Origin of the sequence: Pauljensenia sp. UMB10120, from assembly GCF_030212035.1 — a bacterium.
Taxonomy (GTDB): domain Bacteria; phylum Actinomycetota; class Actinomycetes; order Actinomycetales; family Actinomycetaceae; genus Pauljensenia; species Pauljensenia radingae_A.
On the sequence record NZ_JASODH010000004.1, the window covers coordinates 223,252 to 249,271 of the forward strand.

Annotated in this window: 21 protein-coding genes and 1 CRISPR repeat array; of the genes, 14 read left to right on the forward strand and 7 right to left on the reverse strand. The window is 58.3% G+C overall.

Annotation, left to right across the window (positions count from 1 at the left end; all coding sequences use genetic code 11):
• Positions 1 to 81 precede the first annotated feature (81 nt).
• From QP093_RS05750 to QP093_RS05775, 6 genes are read left to right on the forward strand one after another with little or no spacing between them, the layout of a single operon-like run.
• The gene (locus tag QP093_RS05750) at positions 82 to 486 is read left to right on the forward strand and encodes a carbohydrate ABC transporter permease (RefSeq protein ID WP_285015455.1); all 405 of its coding nucleotides are present in this window, start codon (positions 82 to 84) and stop codon (positions 484 to 486) included.
• A complete protein-coding gene (locus QP093_RS05755) occupies positions 438 to 1,181 on the forward strand; it encodes a carbohydrate ABC transporter permease (RefSeq protein WP_285015458.1) in 744 nt (247 codons plus the stop codon). Before QP093_RS05750 ends, QP093_RS05755 begins: the two co-directional genes overlap by 49 nt.
• Positions 1,178 to 2,251, forward strand: a complete 1,074-nt coding sequence (locus QP093_RS05760; protein WP_227469248.1) for a carbohydrate ABC transporter permease — start codon at positions 1,178 to 1,180, stop codon at positions 2,249 to 2,251. Before QP093_RS05755 ends, QP093_RS05760 begins: the two co-directional genes overlap by 4 nt.
• Positions 2,248 to 3,696 (forward strand): GH1 family beta-glucosidase, encoded by a 1,449-nt coding sequence (locus tag QP093_RS05765; protein ID WP_285015461.1) that lies wholly within the window; start codon positions 2,248 to 2,250, stop codon positions 3,694 to 3,696. Before QP093_RS05760 ends, QP093_RS05765 begins: the two co-directional genes overlap by 4 nt.
• Before the next feature lie 10 nt (positions 3,697 to 3,706).
• Positions 3,707 to 4,726, forward strand: a complete 1,020-nt coding sequence (locus tag QP093_RS05770; protein WP_058237570.1) for a LacI family DNA-binding transcriptional regulator — start codon at positions 3,707 to 3,709, stop codon at positions 4,724 to 4,726.
• Positions 4,727 to 4,734: 8 nt separating this feature from the next.
• Positions 4,735 to 7,932, forward strand: coding sequence for a DEAD/DEAH box helicase family protein (locus QP093_RS05775; RefSeq protein WP_285015464.1), 3,198 nt, complete (start codon positions 4,735 to 4,737; stop codon positions 7,930 to 7,932).
• A gap of 2 nt (positions 7,933 to 7,934) precedes the next feature.
• Here the strand turns inward: QP093_RS05775 and QP093_RS05780 are convergent, their stop codons facing one another.
• On the reverse strand, positions 7,935 to 8,648 hold the full coding sequence (locus QP093_RS05780; RefSeq protein WP_092648999.1) for a response regulator: 714 nt from the start codon (positions 8,646 to 8,648) through the stop codon (positions 7,935 to 7,937).
• Positions 8,645 to 9,982 carry a sensor histidine kinase gene (locus QP093_RS05785; protein ID WP_285015470.1) on the reverse strand — a complete coding sequence of 446 codons (1,338 nt, stop codon included), beginning with the start codon at positions 9,980 to 9,982 and terminating at the stop codon, positions 8,645 to 8,647. The genes QP093_RS05780 and QP093_RS05785 overlap by 4 nt, the downstream gene beginning before the upstream one ends.
• Positions 9,983 to 10,118: 136 nt before the next feature.
• On the opposite strand from QP093_RS05785, the gene QP093_RS05790 reads away from it, so the two are divergent.
• The 4 genes from QP093_RS05790 (at position 10,119) to QP093_RS05805 (ending at position 14,394) form a co-directional block, all read left to right on the forward strand.
• Positions 10,119 to 11,015: an ABC transporter ATP-binding protein gene (locus QP093_RS05790; RefSeq protein WP_070726111.1), complete on the forward strand. Its 897-nt coding sequence runs from the start codon at positions 10,119 to 10,121 to the stop codon at positions 11,013 to 11,015.
• Entirely contained in the window at positions 11,012 to 12,085 is a 1,074-nt protein-coding gene (locus tag QP093_RS05795) for an ABC transporter permease (RefSeq protein WP_285015473.1), read from the forward strand. The genes QP093_RS05790 and QP093_RS05795 overlap by 4 nt, the downstream gene beginning before the upstream one ends.
• A gap of 128 nt (positions 12,086 to 12,213) precedes the next feature.
• Positions 12,214 to 12,741: a menaquinone-dependent protoporphyrinogen IX dehydrogenase gene (hemG, locus tag QP093_RS05800; protein ID WP_285015475.1), complete on the forward strand. Its 528-nt coding sequence runs from the start codon at positions 12,214 to 12,216 to the stop codon at positions 12,739 to 12,741.
• Positions 12,742 to 12,960: 219 nt separating this feature from the next.
• Positions 12,961 to 14,394 carry an MFS transporter gene (locus QP093_RS05805; protein WP_285015478.1) on the forward strand — a complete coding sequence of 478 codons (1,434 nt, stop codon included), beginning with the start codon at positions 12,961 to 12,963 and terminating at the stop codon, positions 14,392 to 14,394.
• A 100-nt stretch (positions 14,395 to 14,494) separates the two neighbouring features.
• On the opposite strand, the gene QP093_RS05810 is transcribed toward QP093_RS05805, so the two are convergent.
• The 5 genes from QP093_RS05810 to QP093_RS05830 all read right to left on the reverse strand — a co-directional run bounded on the left by QP093_RS05810 (position 14,495) and on the right by QP093_RS05830 (position 19,695).
• Positions 14,495 to 15,367 carry an NADPH-dependent oxidoreductase gene (locus QP093_RS05810; RefSeq protein ID WP_285015479.1) on the reverse strand — a complete coding sequence of 291 codons (873 nt, stop codon included), beginning with the start codon at positions 15,365 to 15,367 and terminating at the stop codon, positions 14,495 to 14,497.
• A gap of 71 nt (positions 15,368 to 15,438) precedes the next feature.
• Positions 15,439 to 16,260, reverse strand: coding sequence for a type I-E CRISPR-associated protein Cas5/CasD (cas5e, locus tag QP093_RS05815; protein ID WP_070726117.1), 822 nt, complete (start codon positions 16,258 to 16,260; stop codon positions 15,439 to 15,441).
• On the reverse strand, positions 16,257 to 17,321 hold the full coding sequence (gene cas7e, locus QP093_RS05820) for a type I-E CRISPR-associated protein Cas7/Cse4/CasC (RefSeq protein WP_227469252.1): 1,065 nt from the start codon (positions 17,319 to 17,321) through the stop codon (positions 16,257 to 16,259). The genes cas5e and cas7e overlap by 4 nt, the downstream gene beginning before the upstream one ends.
• The gene (locus tag QP093_RS05825; RefSeq protein WP_070726119.1) at positions 17,318 to 17,989 is read right to left on the reverse strand and encodes a type I-E CRISPR-associated protein Cse2/CasB; all 672 of its coding nucleotides are present in this window, start codon (positions 17,987 to 17,989) and stop codon (positions 17,318 to 17,320) included. The genes cas7e and QP093_RS05825 overlap by 4 nt, the downstream gene beginning before the upstream one ends.
• On the reverse strand, positions 17,986 to 19,695 hold the full coding sequence (locus tag QP093_RS05830) for a type I-E CRISPR-associated protein Cse1/CasA (RefSeq protein WP_480295517.1): 1,710 nt from the start codon (positions 19,693 to 19,695) through the stop codon (positions 17,986 to 17,988). The genes QP093_RS05825 and QP093_RS05830 overlap by 4 nt, the downstream gene beginning before the upstream one ends.
• Before the next feature lie 215 nt (positions 19,696 to 19,910).
• Here QP093_RS05830 and cas6e point away from each other — a divergent pair, with 215 nt between their 5' ends.
• The 4 genes from cas6e to cas2e are packed head-to-tail and all read left to right on the forward strand — an operon-like array spanning position 19,911 to position 24,521.
• A complete protein-coding gene (gene cas6e / locus QP093_RS05835) occupies positions 19,911 to 20,591 on the forward strand; it encodes a type I-E CRISPR-associated protein Cas6/Cse3/CasE (protein WP_285015484.1) in 681 nt (226 codons plus the stop codon).
• Positions 20,592 to 20,634: 43 nt separating this feature from the next.
• Positions 20,635 to 23,241 (forward strand): CRISPR-associated helicase Cas3', encoded by a 2,607-nt coding sequence (gene cas3 / locus QP093_RS05840; RefSeq protein ID WP_285015487.1) that lies wholly within the window; start codon positions 20,635 to 20,637, stop codon positions 23,239 to 23,241.
• A gap of 15 nt (positions 23,242 to 23,256) precedes the next feature.
• Positions 23,257 to 24,207: a type I-E CRISPR-associated endonuclease Cas1e gene (gene cas1e, locus QP093_RS05845; RefSeq protein ID WP_285015489.1), complete on the forward strand. Its 951-nt coding sequence runs from the start codon at positions 23,257 to 23,259 to the stop codon at positions 24,205 to 24,207.
• Entirely contained in the window at positions 24,207 to 24,521 is a 315-nt protein-coding gene (gene cas2e / locus QP093_RS05850; RefSeq protein WP_285015492.1) for a type I-E CRISPR-associated endoribonuclease Cas2e, read from the forward strand. The genes cas1e and cas2e overlap by 1 nt, the downstream gene beginning before the upstream one ends.
• 19 nt (positions 24,522 to 24,540) lie before the next feature.
• Positions 24,541 to 25,972: direct repeats of the CRISPR family, unit length 29 nt; unit sequence CTCTTCCCCGCGCACGCGGGGGTATTTCC.
• The last annotated feature ends 48 nt before the right edge of the window (positions 25,973 to 26,020 follow it).

Consider the following 26,020-nt stretch of genomic DNA (forward strand, 5'->3'; position numbering starts at 1 on the left):
ATGAGCCCGCCACAGTCCCCAGCTCATCGGATCCATCTTGCACATTCGTGCTTTTCTACCTGAAAGAACGCAGGAAAACCCATGTCGAGCGATGCTGCCACTGCGCGCGTTACATGGCGAGATCGTCTCAGTAGATTCGAGTACAAAGCCTCTCCGTACCTGTACATTTCGCCATTCTTTATTGTTTTCTCCGTGACCGGATTGTTCCCCCTGGTCTATACAGCCTGGGTGTCCGTCCATAAATGGCACCTGATCGGTGGGGATAAAGGGTTCAACGGAGTTGAAAACTACGCAGCCGTTCTGGACCATTCAGTCTTCTGGATCGCGCTGCGCAATACATTCTCAATTTTCTTACTGTCCTCAGTTCCGCAGATCATCGCCGCGATATTCATTGCCTGGGTGCTCGATGCCAATTGCGTGCCAAGACATTTTGGCGCATGGGTGTGCTGCTGCCTTACGTTGTGGCGCCTGTGGCCGTGGCCCTGATCTTCTCGAAAGTTTTCGCTGACCAGTCAGGCATGATCAACACGCTGCTGGGCATGGTGGGCATCAGTCCGATCGGCTGGCATGCCAACGCTCTGGCCTCCCATATCGCTATTGCGAATATGGTGAATTTCCGCTGGACGGGGTACAACGCTCTGATTCTTCTGGCCGCCATGCAGGCGATTCCGCGTGAACTGTACGAAGCGGCAACCGTTGACGGGGCAGGCCCGGCCCGCCAGTTCTTTTCGGTGACGATCCCGCAGCTTCGGTCGACCATTATTTTCGTTGTCATCACCTCCACTATCGGCGGCCTGCAGATCTTCGACGAGCCGCGCATGTACGACACGATGGGTGGTGGCGGCGCCGACAACCAGTGGCTGACCCTGACGATGTACCTGTACCAGGTCGGGTGGGGCGCGCAAAAGAGCTTCGGTAAGGCATCTGCCGTGGCATGGCTGCTCTTCCTCATCATCGTTTTCTTCGCGGCGATCAACTTCCTCCTGACCAAGCGAATTTCCTCCTCCGGTCAGAGGGTTTCCCGTGCTGAGAAGCGCGAGGCGCGTCGGCGCGCCGTCGAAGCACAACATCGCTCCGACAAATCGGGTGCGCAGCACGAACTGGTTGCCACCTCGGCCGCACACTCCGATCACCGTTCGGCACATTCAACTTCTGCAGGGAAAGGAGCTGACCTGTCATGAGTACCCTTGAAGGTGCTTACCAGCCGTCGATTGCCATGATTGAGCAGCGATGCGGCAAAAGGGCTGCGCGCGCAGCGGCGCGCGCGAGAGCCAGGCAAGACCGTCGTCGCACCATCAGGGCACGGACTCAGGAAGGAAAGAGCCAGGCTGCCTCGTCAGTTCAATCAACTGCTCATGAGCTCTCCGAACCTGTGCGGAAAAAGCGTGGCCGGCGCGCGGACACACCCGAACATCGTGGTTTCGGCACGACCCAGCGGCCGCGGTGGTACAAGTACGCACTGCTGGTAGTGATCCTGCTGATCTCTGCTTACCCGCTGTACTTCGCGTTTTTGCTCGCTTCGTCCACCGCGCCTGACATTGCCAAGAATCCGATTCCCTCCCTGATTCCGGGCGGGCACCTGATCGAGAATATTCAGCGCGTCCTCAACTCCGACATCAACGTGTGGGGGGCGTTCATCAACTCGGTGATCGTCGCAGTGATCTCGTCCGCCTCTGTGGTGTTCTTCTCGATGCTGGCGGGTTACGCGTTTTCGAAGCTGCGTTTCCGCGGGCGTGAACCGCTGCTGACCTTCATCATCGCGACGATGGCGGTGCCCGCACAGCTGGGCGTTGTCCCGCTGTTCATGGTGATGACAAAACTGGGATGGAGCGGCAAACTCGCCTCCGTCATCGTGCCGGGCATGGTCAGCGCATTCGGCGTGTTCTGGATGACGCAGTACATCCGCGACGCACTGCCCTACGAACTGATCGAGGCAGCCCGCGTGGATGGCGCCTCCATGTTCCGCACGTTCTGGTCAGTGGCGATTCCAGCTGCACGACCCGCCGCGGCGATGCTTGCCCTGTTCACGTTCGTCGGCTCATGGACCAACTTCTTCTGGCCGTTCATCGTTCTGGGCGCGAAAAACCCAACACTGCCCGTTGCACTGCAACTGCTGCAAGCCTCCTACTTCAAGGACTACTCCCTGATCATGGCAGGCGTCGTCGTGGCAACGGCACCACTGATTATTCTGTTCTTCCTGGCCGGACGACACCTCGTCTCGGGCGTCATGCAAGGAGCTGTCAAAGGATGACCACACTCACTTTCCCTGAAGATTTTCGATGGGGCGTCGCCACCGCGGCAGCTCAGGTTGAAGGCGGCGCATACGAGGGCGGGAAAGCTGCGTCCATCTGGGACGTTCACTGCCAAACCCCGGGCGCCATCATCGACGGATCCACTATCGACGTCGCATGCGACCACCTCCACCGCATGAAAGAAGACGTCGCCTTGATGAAAGACCTCGGTGTCGGCACCTACCGATTCTCCGTGTCGTGGGCGCGGGTCATGCCTGACGGGCACACTCTCAACGAAGAAGGCCTGGCGTTCTACAGTGACCTGATCGATGAGCTCGGCGCAGCGGGAATCAAGCCGTGGCTCACGCTCTACCACTGGGATCTGCCGCAGGTCCTGCAGGACGAGGGCGGCTGGACAAACCGCCACACCGCCGAACTGTTCGCTGATTACGCAGCCGCCGTATACGACCGTTTTGGCGCCCGCGTGGACGTGTGGACAACGCTGAACGAACCGTGGTGCTCGTCATTCCTCAGCTACGCATGCGGTGAGCATGCACCCGGTCACACCAGCCCTGATGAGGCTGTGGCGGCGGCGCACCACCTGCTGTTGGCGCACGGACTGGCGATACGTGCCATCGACGCCCTCGCCAATGAAAAAGGTGAGGAGCCGACGCGTGGAATTACCTTGAACTTCACTGTCGCACACCCCGCTGACCCGGATAGCGAGGCTGATCGTGATGCCGCCAGACGAATTGACGGGCTACACAACCGTATCTTCCTCGACCCCATTTTCCGCGGCGAATACCCTGCTGACGTGGTCGAAGACATGCGTCTGGAAGCCGACATCATGCAGTATGTACGCCCCGGAGACATGGAGACGATTCATGTGCCGATCGACGTGCTGGGCGTCAACTTCTATAACGGAATGGCAGTGGCCGCACCTGAGGATGGATACAGGAAATCGGTGCCTGCACCGAATGCGCAGGGAGTGCTGCGTTCCAGCCCGGAAGTCGGTTCATCGTCTGTGCGCGTAGTCTCGCGCAACTTGCCGCTGACAGATATGGGATGGGAAGTCGACGCTCACGACCTGTACCTGCTGCTCACCGACCTATATCAGAAATACACCGGGCCGGCAGGAGCTGACCTTGTGGTGACCGAGAACGGTGCCGCCTACCCTGATGCTGCTGATGAACACGACTACGTTGACGATTCACACGACCGTTTGGTGTACATTCGTGATCATCTGGCAGCTGTTCACCAGGCAATTGACGAGGGCGCCCGCGTGCGCGGCTACCTGGAATGGTCACTGATGGACAATTTCGAATGGGCATTGGGATATTCGAAGCGATTCGGCATCGTGCGCGTCAACTATGACACGCTCGAGCGAGTACCGAAGGCTTCAGCGCTGTGGTACCGCGACGTCATGCGCACCGGAACGCTGAAGATTCCAGACGCCCAGGAATAGAGGATGAGTCATGGGAGTCCCACGCACGGGCGCAGTGCGCCTTGAGGACGTGGCGCGTGCAGCTGGCGTGTCACGTGCAACGGCATCGCGTGTCGTGCGCGGGGATGCCCGTGTGTCACCGCAGAAAGTGCGCGCCGTGCAGCGCGCTGTCAAGGAGCTGAACTATCGGCCTAACCGTGCGGCCCGTTCGCTCGTGACACGGAGAACTGACACGATCGCGCTGATTGTGCCTGAGCCGGATCAACGCATCTTTTCCGACCCGTTCTTTTCTTCGGTTGTGCAGGCGGTTGTCTCCAGCCTGGATGACACGGACGTGCAACTGGTTCTGGCATTTGCAGACAAGGAAGGCCACCACCAGCGCCTGCGACCATTCCTGTACGACGGGCATGTGGACGGTGCGATCGTGACTTCTCATCACCAGATCCCCGGCCAGGTTGAAACCTTCATGCACGCGCCCATTCCAATCGTGTTCATCGGACGACCCGAACAATCCACCTCCTTTGAGTCGTGGGTCGATGTGGATAACAAGCAGGCTGGTCGTATGGCTGCCCGCCGACTGGTCGAGGGTGGATCGCGCAAACCGGCTATTATCACCGGATCAACGGATATGGTGGCAGCGCAGGATCGTCTGGCTGGTTTCTGTGATGAGCTGCGAACTCACGATATCGAGGCACTCGTTGTCAACGGCTCGTTCACTGCTGAATCGGGAGCCCGGGCGGGGTATCAGTTGATAGAGCCGATTCAGCGCGGCGAAGTTGACGCTGTTTTTTCCTCGTCGGACCTGATGACGATGGCCGCAATCAATGTGTGGCGTGACCAGGACATTCGCATACCGGATGATGTTTGCGTGGTGTCGATCGACAACTCGGAAATGGGAGCGAGCTTCACTCCGCCATTGACGTCACTGACGAACCCTGCTGATCAGATGGCTGACGTTGCCACGCGGATGCTGCGTGACCTGATCAACGGCGAACATACGGAAGCTCCTGTCTTGCTGCCCTGTGAGCTGGTGGTCCGCGCATCAGGTTAGAGTGGAGCATGCACAAGCCCGAATCGAGCGCACGTGATGACGACTCAGCTGTGCCTTGTGATGCGCACAGGAACAGGCGTCAGCGCTGTGATACCGATAGCTGTGAAGAGGAGCGCCCACTGAGCACGTGGCAATTCACGGGAACCCTGCGCACGTACCAACGCGACATTCTTGCCACTTTGACACCAGGCCCGGATCATCCCCTGCATATTGTGGCGCCGCCAGGAGCAGGCAAAACACTGGTCGGCCTGATGCTGGCCATGCGTTCAGGATGGAAAGCCGTTGCACTGGCTCCCACGACAACTATTCGCCATCAATGGGCTCTGACTGCCACGAAGCTGAGCCGGGCGGCCGCCGCCTATGCACCCGTGCCGGACGATGAACCTCAAGCTACGATCAGCGAAGATCCGGAACTGGTCGGCGATTTCACTTCGCTGACATATCAGGCATTGTCCACCGTCCGCAGCACAGATGCTGTTGCTGATTTGGCGCGGGAGCAGTGGATCGACGACCTGGTGGATGCGGGCCGCTCAGTGCAGGCGGCTGACGAATGGTTGAAAGATCTGAAGAGCTCAAATAGCGCGGCTTATCGCTCCGGCATTTCTCGTCGAGCCTCCAAGATCCGCACAACCCTGACAGCGCAGGATCCTAAGCTGGTGGAACGCGTACTGCACCCTCATGCAATTGCTGCAATTGATCGGATAGTTCAGGCTGGCGTGCGCACAGTCATCCTTGATGAATGCCATCATCTGCTTGACCACTGGGCACTGGTTATCGGACTGCTGTTGGCGCGTATTCGTGCCAGTGGCCGCGAACCGATCGTGATCGGTCTGACCGCCACGCTGCCCAGTGTGGACGATGGCCGCGCATTTGACACCTATTCAGGTCTGTTCGGTGACGTCGACTTTGAGGTTCCGACCCCTGCCGTCGTTCGGGAAGGCAACCTTGCACCATACCGGGATCTTGTGTGGTTCACTGAGCCGGCAGATGATGAAATCACATTCCTTACCTCTCATGATCGCCAATTGCGTAGATTTTTGAAGGCAGTTTTTGCAGGGGGTGAAGGCCTCGACTTTTTGTTGGAATCAATAGGTTTCATAGGTATAGACGGCGAGCAGCCTACAGGTATAGATGCACAATTGGAGGCCGATTATGCATTCACGGAATCAGCTGCGCAGATTCTGATTCACACCCACGGTGATCACCCTGCAGCACTCACACTGCCCAGACTGATCGGCAACAGACGCCCCAGCATCGACAGCGCCATACGGGTGTGTGCACGCTTCGCGTTGGAGAAGATTCTGCCGGATGCGAGCCGAGCCGATGAATGGCACGCGATGCGCCGCACACTCAAAGACTTTGGATATTACCTGACTGACAGAGGGATCCGTGCGGGTCGGAATCCGGTTGACACCGTCATGGCGCAGTCACACGCCAAGAACGATGCGGCCGTCGATATTGTGCATCACGAGCTGGCAAGCGCGGACGGTCAACACGTTCGGGCAGTTATCGTGTGCGACTTTGCCACTGAAGGGAATCGACGAGGGCGCTCCACCGGCCCCGTTGCCAGCGCGGTGGAATGTTTTGCCCGAGTGTGTGCTGACGCGACAACAGCGGGACTGCACCCGATTTTGCTGACCTCACAGCACCTGCATGTTGCCAGCGCTGACGCGCAGTGGATCATTCCCGCCCTTGAAGAACTCAGCGGTCTGCGCCTGGCAGTTAATAGCGGTGACGAGAACGAGCCGGAACAGGCAGACCACCTGGTGACCAGAGTCAAAGTGGAATCATCCTCCCCCTCTGCGGCAGTGCTTGTCAGAGCGGTATCCACACTGATGGAGCAAGGCACAGTACGTCTGCTGGTCGGCACCCGAGGCTTGCTGGGGGAGGGATGGGACTGCCCGGCCGTCAACACGCTGATTGACCTGACCGCTGTGGCCACATCAGCTGCAACTCAGCAGCTGCGTGGGCGCACACTGCGCTTGGATCCCCAATGGCCAGGAAAGGTGGCGCACAACTGGGGAGTGATCTGTGTGATGCCGCCGCGTATCTCCCTGGATTCTGATGCGGAAATATCGCGTATGAATCGTCGCCACGAACAGTTGTGGGGACTGGATGTCACCCTGCCAACCGGTCATGCCCCGCAGGCCAGCGACTACTTGCAAGTCAGCGACCGCCCGCACCCCGGCAACCAGCCGCAGCCTGCCAACACCCTGCTATCAGGTCAGTTCCCACAGATCGTCACCGGCATCGATCACTCGCTCACGCTCACTGGGCAAGCCAGGTTGCGCGCACTTCTTGAAGGCGACAGGCGTGCCACCATCAACCAGCTCAATGACCAGACACTGCAGCTCATAGCGTCACGAGCCGCCACCTACGAACAGTGGGGTATCGGCCAGCCCTATTCAGGCGACACCAGCCACGACACGGCAGTGTCGGCCGGAAAGAATCCAACGTTCTATTCGCCGCCCACCCTCTGGACAGCCGTGGCCCTCCTTTCCGGCCTGTGTGCCCTGCTGGCCGGCATCATCTGGCCAATGCTCGTCATGTGGGGCACGCACCCTGTCCGCATCCTGATAGCACTGGCATTCATGGTGGTGCTCCTGGGCATCGCAGGCGCATGGCGGCTCCCCGTTGAAATATGGCGCATGTTACGAGGGCGTTCACACCCCGCCCGCGTCTATGCCGGTGCCACTGTTGCCGTCTCCCGCGGCCTTGTCGCCTCAGAACGCGGCCAGCGCCTTGTCTCACTCGATGAGGTTCAGGTCCGCCCTTACGGCGCGGTCACAGTGGGAACCCAGGCAATGCCCGCCGGCTATGTCGTGTCTTTGCCGGATGTGCCCGATGCGAGTGCACGCACCATCATTGATGCAGTCAGTGAAGTCTTCGCTCCCATTGAGACACCGCGGTTTCTGCTGCGCGCGACCTTTCAGGGAGATTCGCAGCGCCCGTCGACGCTGCTGTTGCGCATGGTCAGCTGGATCGCGCAACGGATCTCACCCTCGGCGCTGTACGTGCAGGTTCCCAGGGAGGTGGGAAGGCGAAAAGCCGGAGCCAAAGAATTCGCGCGCGCCTGGGCCGAACTGATTGGACCTTGCCAGCTTGTGGAGGTATCGGGCGCCGAGGCGATGAGGCCGCTGGCGCAGGCTCGCCTGGCCAGCCGCAACAATCAGACGCATTCACGGGTACGCACCGTGTGGGCCTGACGTCAGCTGCGCGGTCTGATGCCGTGCGCATGTGCCCACACCACCAGTTGAATACGATCACGAGCGTGCACCTTGCGCAGCAAACTCGACACGTGAGTTTTCACCGTGGATTCACTGACAAAAAGAGCCTCGCTGATTTCCGCGTTGGTGTGACCGGCTGCCAGAAGTTCGAGTACCTCGCGCTCGCGGTCGGTCACATTGGCGGCTTCCAGAGCCTGGCGTGGATCCAAAGCGTGGCCCGCATCCATTTCAGAGCCACGAGTACCACCTTCGCCACGAGCACCTTCGCTCCGCTGACGCATCGCGTTCATGACAATGCGCGTCACGTCATCATCCAGTATCGCCTTGCCTTCAGCGACGCGCCGAATCGCGTCGAGAAGTTCCTCAGGCCTGCACGTTTTCAGCAGAAACCCGCTGATGCCGGCAGAAACAGCATCAACAACGTAGTAATCATCTCCAAACGTTGTCAGCATGATGATCTCCGGCCCGCTATCTGCACATTCGTCCACAATCTCGCGCGCCGCGCTGAGCCCATCTTTCACGGGCATCTCAATATCCATGCAGATCACATCCGGCCTCGCACTGCGTGCAATGTCGAGTGCCTCCAGTCCGTTCGCACCTTCAGCGACAACCTCCATATCGTCAGCAGTGTTGACAATGATGCGCAGCCCGGAACGCACCAACGCCTGATCATCAACGAGGGCGACTCGAATCATGCCATCTCCTGCCTGGCGACTGTGCTGGGATCACGATCACCGGTCGATTTCATCAGGGGGACATGTGCGCGCACGACGAACCCGCTGTATTGACCGGGATGCGCTTCGACAGTACCCCCGACCGCACCGATACGTTCACGCATACCACGCAACCCCATTCCCGTTGACGTGCTCGCCGAATGCGCGGGCCGCCCTCGTCGATCGGCAATCATTGCCCTGGACGTGTCAACCACTTCAACCTCCACCGCATCAGAGGCGAACCGGACGATGACCTGGACGCGGCTGCGTTTCGGCGCGTGTTTACGCACGTTCGTCAGCGCCTCTTGAGCCACGCGGTATAGAGCGACGTCGACCAGCATCGGCACCGGACGCGGCTCACCCACCACAACTGTGGTTACATCCATACCGATGTGCGCGGCCTCTTCTACAAGGGAAGGGATCTGTGCGATGCCGACGGTCGGCCCGTCTTCACCATTGCTCGGGTCACGTAACGTGTGCACGAGGCGGCGCAGCTCTGTGACCACGGCGGACGTGCCTTCCTCGATGTGCTCCAGGGCGGGGCCGATCTTCGAAGGATCCGATGTCAGGTTCAACCGGGCAGCGCCGGCATGGATGCCGATGACAGAGATGTGGTGAGCCACCACGTCGTGCAGTTCGCGCGCAATAGCCAGTCGTTCCAGCACGACAGCCTGGGTAGCGGTGGTGCGACGTTCCCGTTCCAACTCTCCGCCTTGCGCTTCGAGGCGTGCCCGCATGCGTGCCCACTGCCAGGAGGCTTCACCGACTGCGCAGGCAAGTGTCAAGTTCAACAGGTTTGTCATGACGGTGATGAGAATGACCGTGGCATAGGCAGAAAAGACGCCGGCGCGGGAGATACCGGGGAAAAGTTCGACATTGGAGGAGGCGAGGATGAGCCACACGACGCACCAGATCACGATCGCCGCGGTGCAGACCAGCCGCACCACCAATGCGCGCACGCGTTGGCGACCCCACGCGCCCACCGTGTACAGAGCGATCGACAGGCACAGGGAGGTGACCAATTGCTCGGGCACGCCAAAATGCGCATTTACCAGGAACGCCGCCGTGATAATGAGGGCCACGGTGCAGGGAATGCGTCGGCGCAGCGCGGAAGCTGTAAACGTGATCGCCAGAGAGGCGAGCGTCAGCCACATGGGGGCAACTTCCGTGAATATGCCCGAACGCAAGTAGAGGGGAACCGTCAGAGCTGACCATGCGGCCAGCACGCAGGCCAACACAATGTCACGCCTGAGCCCCTGTTCAGTGGGACGCGGCCTGACCCATGTGGAGTTCAACTCGACAATCGGACCCGTCATGAATCCAGCATAAAGTCATGATCCTACGGGCGCGGGGTCAGGGAGGTGGCGGGAAGCGAAAATCAGTCGCACGACCGATAGGAATCATCCGCCAGACGGATGCGGATCGGCTCAAGTGGCACGTAGCGTAAGCACCATGCTGGAAGTTCGAAATCTTAACCGGTCATTTTCCGGCCACCAGGTCCTCCACGATCTGTCCATGACTGTTGCCGATGGGCGCATGACGGGTTTCGTTGGCGGAAACGGCGCCGGGAAAACAACGACGATGCGTATCATCATGGGCGTCCTGGAAGCTGACTCGGGTGAAGTCCTGATCGATTCACACACGACGAGCACCGCTCAGCGCGCGCAATTCGGATACATGCCAGAAGAACGCGGCCTGTACGCGAAAATGCCGCTGCGCGAACAACTCATCTACCTCGCGCGTCTGCACGGCGTGTCCGCGCACGACGCATCCACGTCCACTGATGAGCTGCTTGATGAACTCGGCTTATCGGAACGCGCTGCGGAACCGGTGGAAAACCTGTCGCTTGGCAATCAACAGCGCGCCCAGGTCGCGGCGGCGATTGTGCACCACCCGACAGCGCTGATCCTCGATGAACCCTTTTCCGGTCTGGATCCTTTCGCGGTGGATGTGGTGCTCGGCGTCCTGCAACGCATATCGGACACAGGTATTCCGGTGCTTTTCTCTTCTCACCAGCTCGACGTGGTCGAGCGCCTATGTGAGGACCTCGTCATCATCAGCGACGGTCACATCGTGGCCGCGGGAGAGAGGGAAGAGCTGCGCGAACAGTACTCGGACCGCTCGTTCGAAATCGAAGTCAGCGGTGACTGCGGGTGGATTCGTGACATGCCCGGAATCGAAGTCAGCGCCCTGGAAGGCGGATTTGCACGCTTTTCAGCACCCGACGAGCAGGCAGAACAACGCGTCGTCGAGCAGGCTCTGCACCGTCGCGACGTAGCGGGTCAGCTCTTGCACTTCGGCCCCATCGTCCCCTCACTGGCACAAATCTTCAAAGAGGTCATCGAATGAACTGGTTCCAGCAAGTCGTGCTGATTACCGCACGCGAGGCAAAAACACGATTCACGTCCAAAGCTTTCATCGTCATGGTGTCGATCGTGGGTCTTGGCGTCCTTGCGGGCACCATCATCCCCGGGCTGCTCGGCGACGATGATGAGGTGCCTTCGGTCGCCACTGTCGGACCCTCCGTTACGCAGATGGCCACGAGCGTGGGGCTAGATGCCACCGAAGTTGCTGACAGGTCCGGCGGTGAAGAACTCCTGCGCGACGGCAGCGTCGAAGCCGTCATTGACGAGGGAGACTCACCCGTTGGCCTGACAGTGGTGGCACTGGAAAAAGAACCGGCCAACGTGATCAATGTATTGGCGGCCTACCCAAAGGTTGAACTTCTGGATCCACCACAAGTGGACAGCATGATGGCGTTCATGATCTCGCTCATCTTTGCGGCCCTGTTCATGCTCAGTGCGGTCACATTCTGCAGTTACGTGGCGCAAGGCGTCGTGGAGGAAAAGTCGAGCCGCATTGTGGAGATTCTGCTGGCCACGACGGGTGCGCGCGCACTGATGTGCGGCAAGATCGCAGGTAACACGATCGTGGCGTTCACTTGTATCGGTGTGGCTGCAATTCTGGCGACGACGGGTCTGCTGGTGACGGGGCAGGATTTGCTGCTCGGTGAGCTGGGATCGGCTCTGATCTGGTTCGTGATTCTGTTCCTGTTGGGCTTCATCGTGTTGGCTGCGCTCTATGCCGGTGCTGCTTCACTGGTGTCACGCCAGGAAGACGTCGCAGGAGTGACCGGGCCACTCATGATGCTCATCATGATTCCGTACGTTCTGGTCATCCTCTACTTTGACAACACCACGGTCATGGCCGTCATGAGCTATGTGCCATTCAGTGCTCCGATTGCGATGCCGGCACGCCTGTACATGGGAACGGCACAGTGGTGGGAACCGTTCATCAGCACGGCGATCCTGATCGTCACCACGGTGGTGTTGGTGTGGTTGAGCTCGATCGTGTACGAGCGTGCGGTGATGCGCATCGGCAAGCGCGTTGCACTCAAGGACGCGATCAAAACGGTGTGAGCAGCGGGAACTGTGCGCGCAGCACGCTCTTTGCCACAGTCCGTCATATTACGAGCCGCAAAACGGCACTATGATGTGGATCCGTACCTGACATGTGACGGACGGGAACTGGGTTTATGGACATCGTGGTGCTCTGCTCAAGCCGATTTGGACATACACGCCGCATCTGTGGGCGCGTCGCTGACATCCTGCGCCAGGACGGGAACGATGCTCGCGTCCTGGACATCACGGGACGCGAACGCATCGAGCCTGCACCGGGTCGGGCAGTCATCGTCGGAGCCTCCACCAGGTACGGTTATTTTTCCCCACGAGTGTGGCGCTTTGCCCGCACCAACGCTGCAGCACTGGCTCACATCCCCAATGCTTTTTTCGGAGTGAACCTCGTGGCCGCGAATGATGGCAAAAACACTCCGGAAACAAACGTGTACATGCGTCGCTTCTTCGAACACACCCCATGGAAACCGGACATGATTGACGTATTTGCCGGTGACCTCGATTTTTCGCTCTACAACCCGTTCGATACCGCGGTAATCAAGATGATCCGCCGTTTCATGGGACGCGACATTGACTTCACCCAGCGTGTCGAATTCACCAACTGGGATGACGTGGCCACATTCGCCCACGACTTTTCCGCACTGGCCGCTCACGGGAAGTAAACTATCGCTGATCCGGTTGCTGGATCACACGATATCCCCATGAATACCCCGGATCTGCCGCTGCTGCGCGGTCACTGAAAGTTCGGTGTGTATGCGTGGAGAATCACGGTGCGACAACCTGCTCGATGGTGGACAATGGTGCATTGAGAGGCATGCTGACTATGCAGCCCTCATCAATCCCTTCACACAGTAGTTCAGCTCGATTTTTGCGGAGAACACGTGAGCGCGCAGAATGTGACCCCTGCACCCGAGACTTCCGAATGCGCCGCCGATGCGTCACACTCTTCCAGCTCGCCGGCAGATGAGTGGCCATCACACGGTGTGAAGGTCTACCGCTCCCTGCTGAGCATTCCGCGCACCCCTCGTTTCGCATTCGGCGGCACAATCGCACAGTTCCCGTTTCCCCTGGTCGGAATGGGCATGCTCATCGGCGTTCAGCACGCCTACGGTTCTTATGGTCTGGCGGGTGCTCTGTCAGCGGTCGTGGCGCTCACCTCGGCCGTTGCCGGCCCGATCATTGGGCGTCTGGTTGACAACCACGGCCAGCGCCGCGTTTCCATTCCCATCATCACGATCTGGGTTCTGGCCGACATCGCCGTCATGGTGGCCCTGGCGCTGCGCGCCCCGATCTGGGTGCTCTTTGCTCTCAGCCCCCTGCTCGGCCTGTACGCACCGTTCGGCTCCATGCTGCGCGCACGTTGGGCAGTCGCCCTGCGCGGACGCCCACAGGGTCTCAACTCTGCCCTGTCACTGACGTCCACCCTCGAAGAATGCATGTGGGTGATTGGTAATCCGCTGGCAGCCTTCCTTGCCACCTCCATTTCGCCGCTCGTGTCCCTTGGCCTGGCCGCCGTCCTCATGAGCGTGGGCATGTGGATCATGCTGGCAGATTCGACCTACGAACCGGCCCCACAGTACGCTACCCGCCACCGATCCATCGCGCGCCAGGTCTCGCGAATACTGCGCCGTCATGGCGACGTGCAGGACTCCCTCGTCACTTCACCCACCACGGACGAGGGCGACTTGCCCACCGAAAACCCGCAGCCACAACCGGCGGCGCGCCAGGGCCTGTGGTCGGTTGCGTTCGCATCGATGCTGATCATTCAGCTGGCCTACGGCGCGTTCCTGTCGATCACGACACTGTCGGTCGTGGCGTTCAGTGGCGAGCAGGGCCACCAGGAACTGTCCGGCGTGATCACCGCCTGTTTTTCAGCTGCATCCATGATCGCGGCCCTCACCTACGGTGCGATCGACTGGAAGGGTGAGCTGTGGAAACGTTTCTACATCGGGCTGATTGCGCTGGCCGTGGGCTGTTCGATGCTGGTATTCGTGCACTCCATGTGGGGTGCCGCGATCGTCATGTTCATCGCCGGACTGGCGCAGGCACCGACCGTGGTGAACGTGAATCAAATGATTGTGCGTATGGTGCCGTCCTACCGATTTACCGAAGGCATGGCGCTGTGCGGAACAATGTGGGTGGTCGGCCAGTCTGCCAGTTCACTGATCGGTGGTCACCTGATCGATGCGTTCGGCGCCATCGGAGGATTCCTGACGACGGTCGGCTGCGCCCTGGCAGCACTGATCTGCGCATTCGCGACATTTTTGCCGATTAAGCGCGCCGTACGCGGGGAGACGCCGGCGAACTACTTCTAAGAACGAGCTGCTGACAGGATTTGTGATTTGCCTGCTGACTAGCTTTGAGATCTGCCTGTTGACAGATTCTGGGAGCCGCTCAGCTGACGGGTTCTGAGGACTACCTCTGGACGAGGCCCTGATCGTTCATGACCTGCATGGCGGGGGCAGTTTCCGATGGGCTCGTGCCGTACTTCGAGACGATCTGGTTGCTGAACGAGTCGACGCGGCTGTTCAGGTTTCGCATGTCGTAGTACCGGGTGACGAGGGCGTCGTAGTCATCCAGTGCCGCGCGTGCCTGATCGGAGTCCAGGTCAGGGTATGCGTCAACGCCAACTGTCAGCTCGCGCGGGAGCCGCGGCTTGAACTGGGGTTCCTGGGCCGGGTGGCCAACCAGGACTCCAACAACGGGGTAGGTGTGTGCGGGTAGTCCGAGCAGGTCGATCGTTTCCTGCGGTTTCGCGCCGATGGAGCCAAGGTAGACGGTGCCGAGCCCGAGAGATTCAGCGGCGATCACGTAGTTCTGTGCGGCGATCAGGGTGTCGCGGCCGGCCTGCTGATAGGCGTTGATCGTTGATGCCGGGTCGGTGGGCTGGCCTGCGCGCTCGCGGATCACGGCGTTGCGATGCAGGTCCGCGACGAAGATGACCAGTTCGCCTTTCGTGCCTCCAATGTAGGGTTGGCCCGCGTTGCGGGCCAGCGCGTTGCGCGTGTCCTCGTTCGTGACACGGATGATCGTCATCTGCTGGTAGAAGCTGGAGGTGGGCGAGCGGCGTGCCACGTCGATCAGCGTGTCCATGATGTCCTCACCGACCGGCTCGTCTGTGAATGCGCGGATCGTGCGGTGCGCAAGCTGAGTGCGGATCGTCTCGTTGGTGACCGGAGTGGTCGGAGCAGTCACCAGTGGATCGTCATCAGATACGGGTGGTTTCACTGGCTGGGTCGGATGGGTGGGCTGCGCTGACTGGTCTGAATGGGCTGACTGGTCGGACACGGTGCCTCCTTCGCTGTGCGGCATGGAGCTCGTTGATGTCTGCCCATCATTGTCCGACCCGTCCGGCCAAATCACAACACCTGTCCACGCGGGGGTGAGTCAAGTTCGCGTCGAATGCTGAGCAGGTCGGATATCGCTTGAAGCCGCTGTGTCTGATCGGTTGCCAGCGGGACTGCACACTGTGTGCGTTTCCCTTTTGGCCCGGTGTACTGCGAATACTCAACGAAAATCAGCGGGGTCGTGCGCGGTAGAACTGAATCGGACGCTGCGTTGGAATCGGCGGTCCGCACATCGGCGGTTCCTGTTCCAGCGTCAGGTCGAGTAACTTTCCGGCGCGCATGACTGTGCCAGTCGAGTGTGGGAATTTGCTCGAGACAATCGACGGATCCGCGTCCCAGATAGAAAGGAAAGGCCGGCGGGAAGGCTTTCCTCCCCAGATAACTGGTGAATGACGGGGATGACAGGGCTGATTCCAGTTCGTCGAGGCGCGCGTCGCATACAATCCGGACGATGAATTCTCCATCAGCCAGGTAGGTTCTGTTAACGACTGACGTTCCGTTTTGCTGGTCAGGCGTGAAAACCAAACTATGGTCCGATACTTTGTCACCATGTGACAGAAGCAGCCGCGTCCTGAATTTCGTAGATTCTGTGCGCGGATTGATGGTGTGGTAGTCGTCAACTACGCGCGGCCGCCGGTCCTGGCGCACGGTGAACTCAACATCGTCAAGCCACTCGGGCCAGTCGTCACGCGGCGCCCCCAGTGCTCCCGCTACCAAACCCTTCAATCCCGTCCGGGTGGGAAACCGCTCAGTATGGACGATATTTCCAGCTATTGCCGGTCCAGCCCACGACTGCAGCACTCCCGCCAGGCGCAGATAAATGCCGTCAATCACGCATAGATCCAATCGACGACGCGCTCAATAAGGTCGTGAAGGTTCACTCGGTCAGCACCTGGGAACTCTGATTCCGGACACTTCGCGGTGCCCGATAGCAATTGCAGGTCGCCAAAGTTTCCGGCATCAAATTCGCGAGCTCGCTGGTACTGGTCGCTCAGGGCAGTGATGCTGGGTGCCTCGAAACCTCCGCCTTCGTTCGGCTCGACGGGTGTTTCAAATTCGTATGAGGTTCGGCAGCGCTGCTCTTCCGCCAGAATGAGGACAGGCATGGTATAGGGGGCAGTGGAATTCTCTTTGCCGCGCGGAGCGCCATAGACCATTGCCCGAAGCAGCTCGCGCACATTATCGCGGGATTCGGGATCGTCGAAAGCGCTCCAGCTGCGCTTGAGCTGTTCTTTATCAATGGTCACCGTGCGGTAGAAAGTGCCGTTGACGTAACGCTGCACACCCAGATAGGTGGCACCGGTTTTGTGATCGCGAACCTTCAGGTCATCAACAGTTGTGAAGTAGTCGCTCTCAATGGGCGTGGCATGCGTGGTCACTCCCGGTGACACCGCGATTGCGGCTTCAGTGTTTTTGTTCGGCTTTTTCGCAAACATTCGCCCGAAGGCTGCTATCGCCAGGGAACCCGTCGTGTCGTCTTGGATGAATTCACCGCCCTTTTCGTCCAGAACTCTCTGGGTTGCTACGTTTATCTCTTCTCTGCTCATCCACACTGAGCGGTCGGAACCGTTGGCGCTCTTGCCTTTGTTTGAAGTCAGCTTGCTGACTAATTCATTGGCTCGTTCCTTCAAAGCCTCTAGATCAGATTCTGGCCTGATCGCGTACGCAAGTCGCACAATTTCGTCGGTTAGTTGCCCCGAGCGAACCGATGTATCAAGACTCGCTTCTTCATATCGTGCGCGGATCCCTCGCTTAATGCTCTGTGAGGAGTGGAGTGCTCGCAATTGGCCTCCAACGATCACCCGTTTGGGCGTTCCGGCATCATCTCTGTTGAGATTCGAATACGGCACGTTTGTCAGAAAGTGCAAGGTCAGGTTCTTTGCCATGGAAGTCATTCTCCTTTGTCTGAGTCCTCTGAATGGTCGGCTGCGTCGATGATCTGATCAGTCCGGGGAACGAAATTGGAATAGTAGTCACGCAGAGGTGACATCCGCATTGCTCGTGATTGCGCGCTCGCGCCTTTACCCCAGTGGAGGAGGAGGCGATAAAGATCGAGGTAGTCGAGGGCGGGAACTGCGTCCACTGATTCCGCGATCTGAAGGATGCGGCGGATGGTCTTCACTGCCTCCTCGAAGTCCTGCGTATGCAGATAGGCAAGGCGCTCTGCGATCGCATCGTGTGTGGGTGAAGAACTGGCGAGTGTCTCGGCTGTGCTCGCAGAACTCACCTCCGAGGTTTCACGAGAACTGCGCGACTTCTTTTTCGCCCACGACACCTGTTGGCACCAGCGTCCAAACGGTTTACGCCTTAACTCCTTCGTTCTTTCAAATGAGGGTACATCCGTGAATTCAGCGGCGATCGCAGCCATGCGAAGAAGCACGCGATATTCATGCTCCCGAGTTCCTGCTGGCAGCGCGGGGTACACGTACGGAATTGCGTAGTACTCGGTGGTATCGTCCGCTCCGCGTCTGAGTTCCGCCCGCTGCTTGCGGAAACCGGAATCGTTTCGTCGCCGGAGAATTTCCTGCAAAAGCTGTCTACCCGGAAGACTTTCAGTTGTCATTGCTCACCATCCTGAGAAAATGCGACTTTGCCATCCTTTTTAGCGTCTTTCAGTCGCCTGTTGATGTCCCGTTGCAGGTCGGCGCGGAGCTCGTAAATCTGTTGTGCATCTGTTGCCAGATAAGGTTCAGTGATCTCATCGAAGGTTTCCAACGATGCGGCGCGAAGATCCGTCAAGAGATCGCCTGGGTAAGACTCATGGGCGCGAAGACTTTGAATGAATCCCTCATACACGGCGGAAATCCTGCGCCAGAATTCGCTGGATACGTCGTTATAGCGTCCTGCTAACAGTGGACGGGCCCGTTGGGTGCGTGATTTGCCTCCCTGCGTTTTGGCCTCGCCTCGAGGAAAGGCCGCCGTTACATATCGGTGCAGATCTGTGACAACCACTGCCATTGCGACAATTGCATCCTGTTCGTCTTCTGGCAGATCGAAGCCCCATTGATCGCGGCGTGGCTGAAAGATTTCGGATGCTCGCACGACTGGTGATGGGGACGTTCCCTCCACTAGGTGTCTGAGGAAAACCGGTTCGGGAAAGTCCACGTTTTCGAATCGAGGTGGGAAGAGATTGCCAGCAGATCTGTCTAGGAGCTTTTCAGACTTGTTGAGGGAATACCATTCCACTGACAGATCCGTGGGGTCGCGACCAATGTCCAAGCGTTGCGCCTTAAGCACGCCTTTTGAATCTGCGAGGTAGAAGTAGAAGGGATCCTGCGTATTGCGGTGGTTCCGCCATTCTATAAGAGGTGTATCGATAAATTCGAGTATTTTCTTGCCACGCTTGTTCTTTTCAATCTTTTTGAGAGGAAACGGTAGCCACTCTTCTGGGACTCCGCATACCCTCACCTGAACCAGATCGGTACCTTTCCAGTATCCGATCGCTGTGTTGGAGCTCCATGTGGCAGACCAGAGGGAACAAAAGTCACCATTAGATGCTCGAGATTTTTCACAGGTTCGGTCCGCAAAGGCGGGAAGGCCACCCTCGTTAACCCAGCGTGCGGGGAGGGAACTAAGAAGGGTCTTAAGAAAAGACCCATTGGGGTACCGCCAGTAGAATTCTGTGGCAGTGAGGCTTCGGCCAGGAAAACGGAAGCCAGGAGTTGCTGAACGTGGCTTTTCGACGTAGGAAATAGGCTGCGACGTGGGGGATGTGCGAAAATCAATGGTCACACTGAGGTTTGAGGCCGGAGAGAAGTAGTGATAAGTAGTGAGTTTGAGTAGAGCTTCTGGCAGGGCAAGCGTGGTTGGGTAGGCAACTCTGCGATTCCAGAAATCTTCACTTTGACTCGGAGGCATTGCAGGTGACAGCTTCTTGACAGCGTCTGGTTTAGTTGTCGAATACCTGTCCCCTATTTTCTTTTCTTCTCGAGGAAGTGGGGGGCGCTGCATGAAAGGTTGCTCGGTGTCGAAGACGTTGGATCCATCCTTAAGCTGTTCCACCATGAAGTCTGCAGCGTCACGGGAGAGGCCATTGTTGATCAGGTCTTTCACGATGCCTCTGCCGGGTCGCACATCAGCAGAATCGTGGCGAATCGCGACCGCGAGGATTGAGGTAAGGAATCTGATCTGTGCGGAGACCTCGAAAGCTGGGCGATCAAGGCGGAGAGCCACGTCTGGTGTGTGGCATTCAAGCAGGAAATCCTTGGGCGTCATAAGGCCGACAGTGGTATCGATCCACGCAACGTCCTCGATCGCGTTGAGCTCCAATGCTCCTGTCCTATCTACTGAAGTAAATGAACTAGTGCGGCCATTATACTAGTGGACACGAACAAAGAGTTGTGCAGCTCACTTCAGCGTCGCCCGTGCTGCAGCTGTCGCTCAGGCATTGATCGCCCGACCTGAGGCTTCGCAACGCGGCGTTCTTTGGCTATCGTCGAAGTTGGGCGGACAACAGAAGTCCGACCCCTATGAAAGGCAAAGACATGGGATCCATCTACCTCGTCAAATACCCGATGATGGTTGCTATGCAGCAAGTTCCAGATGCGCAGGGTTCAGTGTCGGGGAAAATGGATGATCCTCTTTTTCGTCATCGTGCGGTGATGGCACTTTTCGAAGATTCTGATTCCGCGAACCCTCGGGCGCAGTGGAATGTGCTATTCCGTGTCGAGCATCTGCCTGGTCAGCCGCCATTCTTCCTCATCCAGTCGAGCGTGGCTCCGGTCAACCTTCCTGAGGGCGCGCAGATGATCTCTCGGGAGCTGCGGCTGGTCCCAGAGGGAACACCGGTGGCTTTCCGCATCGCGATCAATGCTGTGCGCCGGCAGAACAGAGATTCCGGCTCTGATCCTGGGAGCAACGGTGGCATCAAGCCCGTCCCCTTCGACGGCGACGAGCAGGCGCCGGAGTCGATCAGCAGGATGACGCCGTGGCTTCAAGGCAAGCTTGCCGGCGGCCTTTCTGATCTTGAAATCATCAACCATCGGAGGGAAGTGCTGGGAACTTCGCGCCAGGGCAGGAAAACCTCGCAACGAGTTGTGCAGGTGGATAAGGTCGATGGCGCAGCTATTGTTGCCGACTCTGCGCAGTTGAACAAGCTCATTCTTAACGGTGTTGGCAGGGCTAAGTCCTACGGATGCGGGCTGCTGTCAGTACGCCAGTTATGAGCATGCCTCGATACGAGGAGTCTGAGTGCGGAAAGAAGTGCGGATGAACGAGCACCTTGAACTGTGGTCGAAGGATGACGGCGTGGGCACTCCCTATCCGCTCTTGGCGCATCTCCTGGACTCTGCGACCGTCGCGGAGGTGCTTTTTGACCTCTGGCTCCGTGATGGTTTGCGAGATCTTCTTCAGCAAGAACTCGGAGAGCATGCCCGCCGAATTGTTCAGTTCGTCGTAGGTTCTCACGACATCGGCAAGGCGTCACCGATTTTTCAGATGCAGTACCGCAGAGATGACGACCACTGGCGACGAATACGGGAAGTCATCGACGGGTCCGGCTTCTATGGACAGATACCGGTTGGGTCACCCTTGCGCGATTTCGATAATAGATTTGCTCGCAGACACGAGCAGTGGTCTGCCTACTGCGTCGCTGGGGGTTTTCTGTCATCGAGCGACGAGGCGCGGGACAGGTGGCATGCCCTCGCGGCGCTTGGACATCATGGCTACTTTTCGTTGGGGGAGCACAACCGGATTTTTGCAGCTAAGCGGAAGACTGCAAGCAAAGAACTTGAAGAGTACGGATGGCTCCAGGCTCAGCGGGATCTCGTGGCGTGCGTTGCTGCGGCCTGCGATGTTGACGTCAGTGAAATGCCCGATGAAGTGAGCCCGACGGTTACGCTCCTGCTTTCCGGTCTGACGATTCTTGCGGATCGAATTGCTTCAGGGGTGCCGTTTGTGGAAGCCGGGGGTCAGATCCTCACCCGGACCCCTGACGCGTTGAAGAATCCGGCTCAGTGGATCGTCCAACGGCGAAAAGATGCTGCGAAACGGGTGCGCGATACGGTCGGAATATACAGCTCGTGGGGGAGCGAAGAAGAGGCACAACGCTCGATCCTGGGTGAACACGACCCTCGGCCCGTCCAGGAGGAAGCTTTGTCGGTAGGTGACGGGCTGTGGTCGTTAATGGCGCAAACCGGTGGAGGAAAAACCGAAGCGGCCCTTTTACGCCACTCGACTCGAAATGAACGTCTCATCTTTCTTCTTCCAACTCAAGCAACCTCAAACGCAATCATGCGGCGAGTTCAAAGAGCGTACTCGACGACCTCAAACGTTGCGGCACTGGCGCACGAGTTGGCATCGGTGGAGGATTTCTACGTCAATCCTGTTTCGGTTGATACGCACGAGGACAGCACATCGTCTCAACCCAGCGGACTGTATCCCTCATCATTCGTCAAGAGCGGCGCAGCCAGGCTCCTCGCGCCTGTAGCTGTGGGGACCGTGGACCAGGCATTGATGGCAAGTCTGCCGGCAAAGTGGATTCACCTCAGATTGCTGGCACTTGCTAACGCGCACGTCGTGATTGACGAGGTGCACACTCTTGACCAGTACCAGACGAAACTTCTTGAAGGAATTCTGCCCTGGCTTTCTGCCACCCGAACGCGGGTGACATTCCTGACTGCAACAATGCCGAGCTGGCAACGCGAAGCTCTGATGACGGCGTATAGATCTCGTGATCTCCAATTGAGTGACACACACTTTCCGGCTTCAGAGACGTTGAACGAGGCTGGGCTGAATACAGTGCCAATGTCCGCGGCCAGCAAGACTATTCGAGTGGAACTGGCTGACGAGCCGTATGAAAGGCTAGTGGACTCTCATGTGTCATGGTGTCGGCAGCAGTGTCTCGATTTCCCTCGTTCGCGTATCGGAATTGTGTGCAATACTGTCGCTCGAGCGCAGGAGCTGGGCAGAAAACTGGAGGCCGACGGACGCATTTTGGTCCTTCACTCTCGAATGACAGCTGAGCACCGCAGGCGAGTTGCGAGTGCCTTGGAGGACACCCTCGGGCCGAATGGTCGTGGCGATCAGATTGTCCTAATCGGGACACAGGCGATCGAAGCGTCACTGGATATTGACCTCGACCTTCTGAGGACCGAGCTTTGCCCGCCGGCTTCAGTCATTCAACGAGCCGGACGCCAGTGGAGACGTTCCGATCCTGAGCGCTCTCAGCGAGTGCCGAAAATGGTATGTCAATCCCTGTCGGTCGTTGCAATTTCATCCGCTCAGCCGTGGCAGTGCTTGCCATACTTACCCGCCGAGCTGCGCAGAACGAGGGAGTGGCTCATGAGTCATGAGAGAATCCAGATGCCTGCCGATGCGCAAGCGTTCGTTGACGTGGCGACTATCTCCTTCGATGATGCTGTCGATTCGAATGATATTGAGGAATTGGCGGTGTGGGCGACGAGGGCGCGGGCAGGCATCGACAGAAGGGCAAGGCTATCTGATGCTCTTCTTCCCGACGCCTACGTTGAAGATTTCAGTCAGCTCACCCAGGATCTGACGGTGGAAGAAAGGCAGACGCGATTCCTGGATGGGAGCGAGACGTTTCGCGTCATCCTCGGCGGCGATCCTGATCGAATTCCCGGAGCGTTCGAAGGCGATGCGAAGGATCTATTGGCGGTGAGAGCATTTGATCAAGATGCGCTACGCGTAGCATTAAGAGCCTCTCTTCCGTTGAGCGGAAGACAGTTCGAAGCCTTATCTAAACGAGGGCCGGTTTCGCTTGGGGAGGCGCATTCACTGCTGCGTAGCTACTATTTCGTGCCTGATGCGGAAGATCTTTACGACCCGCTCGTCGGGTTTGTGGATGAGGACTAGGTCAGTGAGTCAGCGATGGGGTACTCCGAGGAAGCTATAGCATTCAGTGTTATTCCGGCAGGTGAGCAGGTCCGTTTCGAGGATCGAGTTTCTTTCCTGTACGTCGATCAGTGTCTGGTTCGGCAGGACCGTACCGGTGTTGTTGCGTTAAGGAGGAGCGAGGGCGACACCGCTGAAGAAGATGAGCAAGTGCTTCTGTCGCGAATTCAGATTCCGGTCGCGGGACTGGCGGTGCTGTGTTTAGGGCCTGGTACGAGTATTTCCAGCGCCGCCTTGACGTCGTGTACCAGATCCGGTTGCACTGTGATTTTCAGTGGTGCGAATGGTGTGAATGCGTATTCGCATGCGACACCGCTGACCTCATCTGCACGCTGGGCGATTGCTCAGACTCGCCTGATTGCCTCGGAGGATTTTCAAAAGCAGGCTGCGGTTCAACTCTATAAGCGCCAATTTGGTCTGGAGGATATGCCCGGATCCAATATTGAAGCCATGCGAGGGATGGAGGGCCGCCTCATGCGAAATGCGTATCGGAACGAGGCGAAGAAGGCGAGAATACGTGGTTTTAGGCGAGATACACACGCGAAGGATCCGGTCAACGTAGGCCTCAACATCGCTAACTCAATCATGTATGGGCTCGCGGCGACGGCTTGTACGACTTTGGGGGTTAATCCAGCGCTTGGAATCATTCATCGAGGCGACATTAGGGCGTTGCTCTATGATCTAGCGGATCTGTATAAGGCAAACACGGTTATTCCATTAGTGTTTTCGCACGCTCATGATGAGGATCCTGTGACCGCGATTCGTAAGGGTCTGCGCGTTGAGATCAGGAGAAAAAGAATCCTGGAGGGAATGCTGGACGCCTTGATGGATGTATTGCGGGTGCATTTGCCGGAACGTGATGATGATCGACTGATCGGGGATGATGAGCAGGTTCCGGGCCATGTGCAGTACGGGCAGGATTCCTGATGTTTGTTGTTGTGAGCGTTCGTGCATCGCAGGAGCATTTTCACGGGTATCTAAGCCGTTTCCTGACTGAAGCCGATGTGGGTCTATATGTGGGGAACTTGTCGAAAGTTGTAGTGGAACGTTTGTGGGAACGAATTAGCTCTGTGCCCACTTCAGGCGCTGTTACTATGATTTTCAGTGACCCTTCACGAGAGCAAGGATTCAACGTGGTGTCAGTTGGTGACTCGGCGCGAACCGCTGTGGATATTGATGGGGTAACGGTGATCGCTGGCTTACCCGGCAGGGCCACTCAGAAATTGTATAACTCCCGTTAATATCTGCAGGTCACTTAGACTCTTCCCCGCGCACGCGGGGGTATTTCCACTGTTCGGCACGCGCGGCGCGTCGCAGTTCGCTCTTCCCCGCGCACGCGGGGGTATTTCTACAAATACCGGCTCAAACGCCTACGCGAAACGCTCTTCCCCGCGCACGCGGGGGTATTTCCAGTGTCACAGACTTGTTGAACGGGCAGTCTCTCTCTTCCCCGCGCACGCGGGGGTATTTCCTCAAACGGCTTCAAACCAGCGCCCCAGAAAGCCTCTTCCCCGCGCACGCGGGGGTATTTCCGGGGCGCGGGACTTGCTGCCAGCGCACACTATCTCTTCCCCGCGCACGCGGGGGTATTTCCGGCGCTTCCTAGCGGCTCTAACGCTAGTTTCGCTCTTCCCCGCGCACGCGGGGGTATTTCCACATCCCCCGAGCGCACAAAAAACGGGCTCGACTCTTCCCCGCGCACGCGGGGGTATTTCCGATCCAGGATCACACATGGCATATTTTGAATGCTCTTCCCCGCGCACGCGGGGGTATTTCCATTGATTTTTCGAGCAGACCGGCTGTGATCCACTCTTCCCCGCGCACGCGGGGGTATTTCCCGGTCGCGCCTGGCTGTGGAGTGGGGGTATCTCTCTTCCCCGCGCACGCGGGGGTATTTCCGTCACATAAGTGTTCGTAGCAATTTTCAATGTCTCTTCCCCGCGCACGCGGGGGTATTTCCGAGTTTACCTAGGGCGTCTCCTACTGCTGTGACTCTTCCCCGCGCACGCGGGGGTATTTCCAGTTCCCCGTTTTGCCCGGTCAGCGCTAAGTCCTCTTCCCCGCGCACGCGGGGGTATTTCCGTGGAAACAGTGGCTCAAGGAAGCCGGGTTGCCTCTTCCCCGCGCACGCGGGGGTATTTCCTGTGTCAACCCGTTTGGCACAAACTATTCCTCCTCTTCCCCGCGCACGCGGGGGTATTTCCGAATACGTAAGCTCCACGCCCATAGGAGCAAGCTCTTCCCCGCGCACGCGGGGGTATTTCCTAGAATAGTCGCATGAGTACATCTCAAACTGTCTCTTCCCCGCGCACGCGGGGGTATTTCCTGCAGTGCTTGGCCAGGGATTGACCTATAAGGCTCTTCCCCGCGCACGCGGGGGTATTTCCAAGTACTTTCACCCTCTAGGAATCATGGGGCACTCTTCCCCGCGCACGCGGGGGTATTTCCGGCATGGTGTCCAGCGTCCACGGTGCGGGCTGCTCTTCCCCGCGCACGCGGGGGTATTTCCGAGGCGTGGGCATTCGATCAAGTATCAGGGCACTCTTCCCCGCGCACGCGGGGGTATTTCCTCTCCTAGCTTGATGGCCTTGATCAGATCCGGCTCTTCCCCGCGCACGCGGGGGTATTTCCATATAGGAGAGGGTGCCACCCTTTGGGATCTCCTCTTCCCCGCGCACGCGGGGGTATTTCCATATAGGAGAGGGTGCCACCCTTTGGGATCTCCTCTTCCCCGCGCACG

Bases quoted from the DNA above. Each gene is read 5' to 3' on its own strand.
- QP093_RS05750 (WP_285015455.1), top strand. From the start codon at position 82: ATGTCGAGCGATGCTGCCACTGCGCGCGTTACATGGCGAGATCGTCTC.
- QP093_RS05755 (WP_285015458.1), top strand. From the start codon at position 438: ATGGGTGTGCTGCTGCCTTACGTTGTGGCGCCTGTGGCCGTGGCCCTG.
- QP093_RS05760 (WP_227469248.1), top strand. From the start codon at position 1,178: ATGAGTACCCTTGAAGGTGCTTACCAGCCGTCGATTGCCATGATTGAG.
- QP093_RS05765 (WP_285015461.1), top strand. From the start codon at position 2,248: ATGACCACACTCACTTTCCCTGAAGATTTTCGATGGGGCGTCGCCACC.
- QP093_RS05770 (WP_058237570.1), top strand. From the start codon at position 3,707: ATGGGAGTCCCACGCACGGGCGCAGTGCGCCTTGAGGACGTGGCGCGT.
- QP093_RS05775 (WP_285015464.1), top strand. From the start codon at position 4,735: ATGCACAAGCCCGAATCGAGCGCACGTGATGACGACTCAGCTGTGCCT.
- QP093_RS05780 (WP_092648999.1), bottom strand. From the start codon at position 8,648: ATGATTCGAGTCGCCCTCGTTGATGATCAGGCGTTGGTGCGTTCCGGG.
- QP093_RS05785 (WP_285015470.1), bottom strand. From the start codon at position 9,982: ATGACGGGTCCGATTGTCGAGTTGAACTCCACATGGGTCAGGCCGCGT.
- QP093_RS05790 (WP_070726111.1), top strand. From the start codon at position 10,119: ATGCTGGAAGTTCGAAATCTTAACCGGTCATTTTCCGGCCACCAGGTC.
- QP093_RS05795 (WP_285015473.1), top strand. From the start codon at position 11,012: ATGAACTGGTTCCAGCAAGTCGTGCTGATTACCGCACGCGAGGCAAAA.
- cas7e (WP_227469252.1), bottom strand. From the start codon at position 17,321: ATGACTTCCATGGCAAAGAACCTGACCTTGCACTTTCTGACAAACGTG.
- QP093_RS05825 (WP_070726119.1), bottom strand. From the start codon at position 17,989: ATGACAACTGAAAGTCTTCCGGGTAGACAGCTTTTGCAGGAAATTCTC.
- cas6e (WP_285015484.1), top strand. From the start codon at position 19,911: ATGGGATCCATCTACCTCGTCAAATACCCGATGATGGTTGCTATGCAG.
- cas3 (WP_285015487.1), top strand. From the start codon at position 20,635: ATGAACGAGCACCTTGAACTGTGGTCGAAGGATGACGGCGTGGGCACT.
- cas1e (WP_285015489.1), top strand. From the start codon at position 23,257: ATGGGGTACTCCGAGGAAGCTATAGCATTCAGTGTTATTCCGGCAGGT.
- cas2e (WP_285015492.1), top strand. From the start codon at position 24,207: ATGTTTGTTGTTGTGAGCGTTCGTGCATCGCAGGAGCATTTTCACGGG.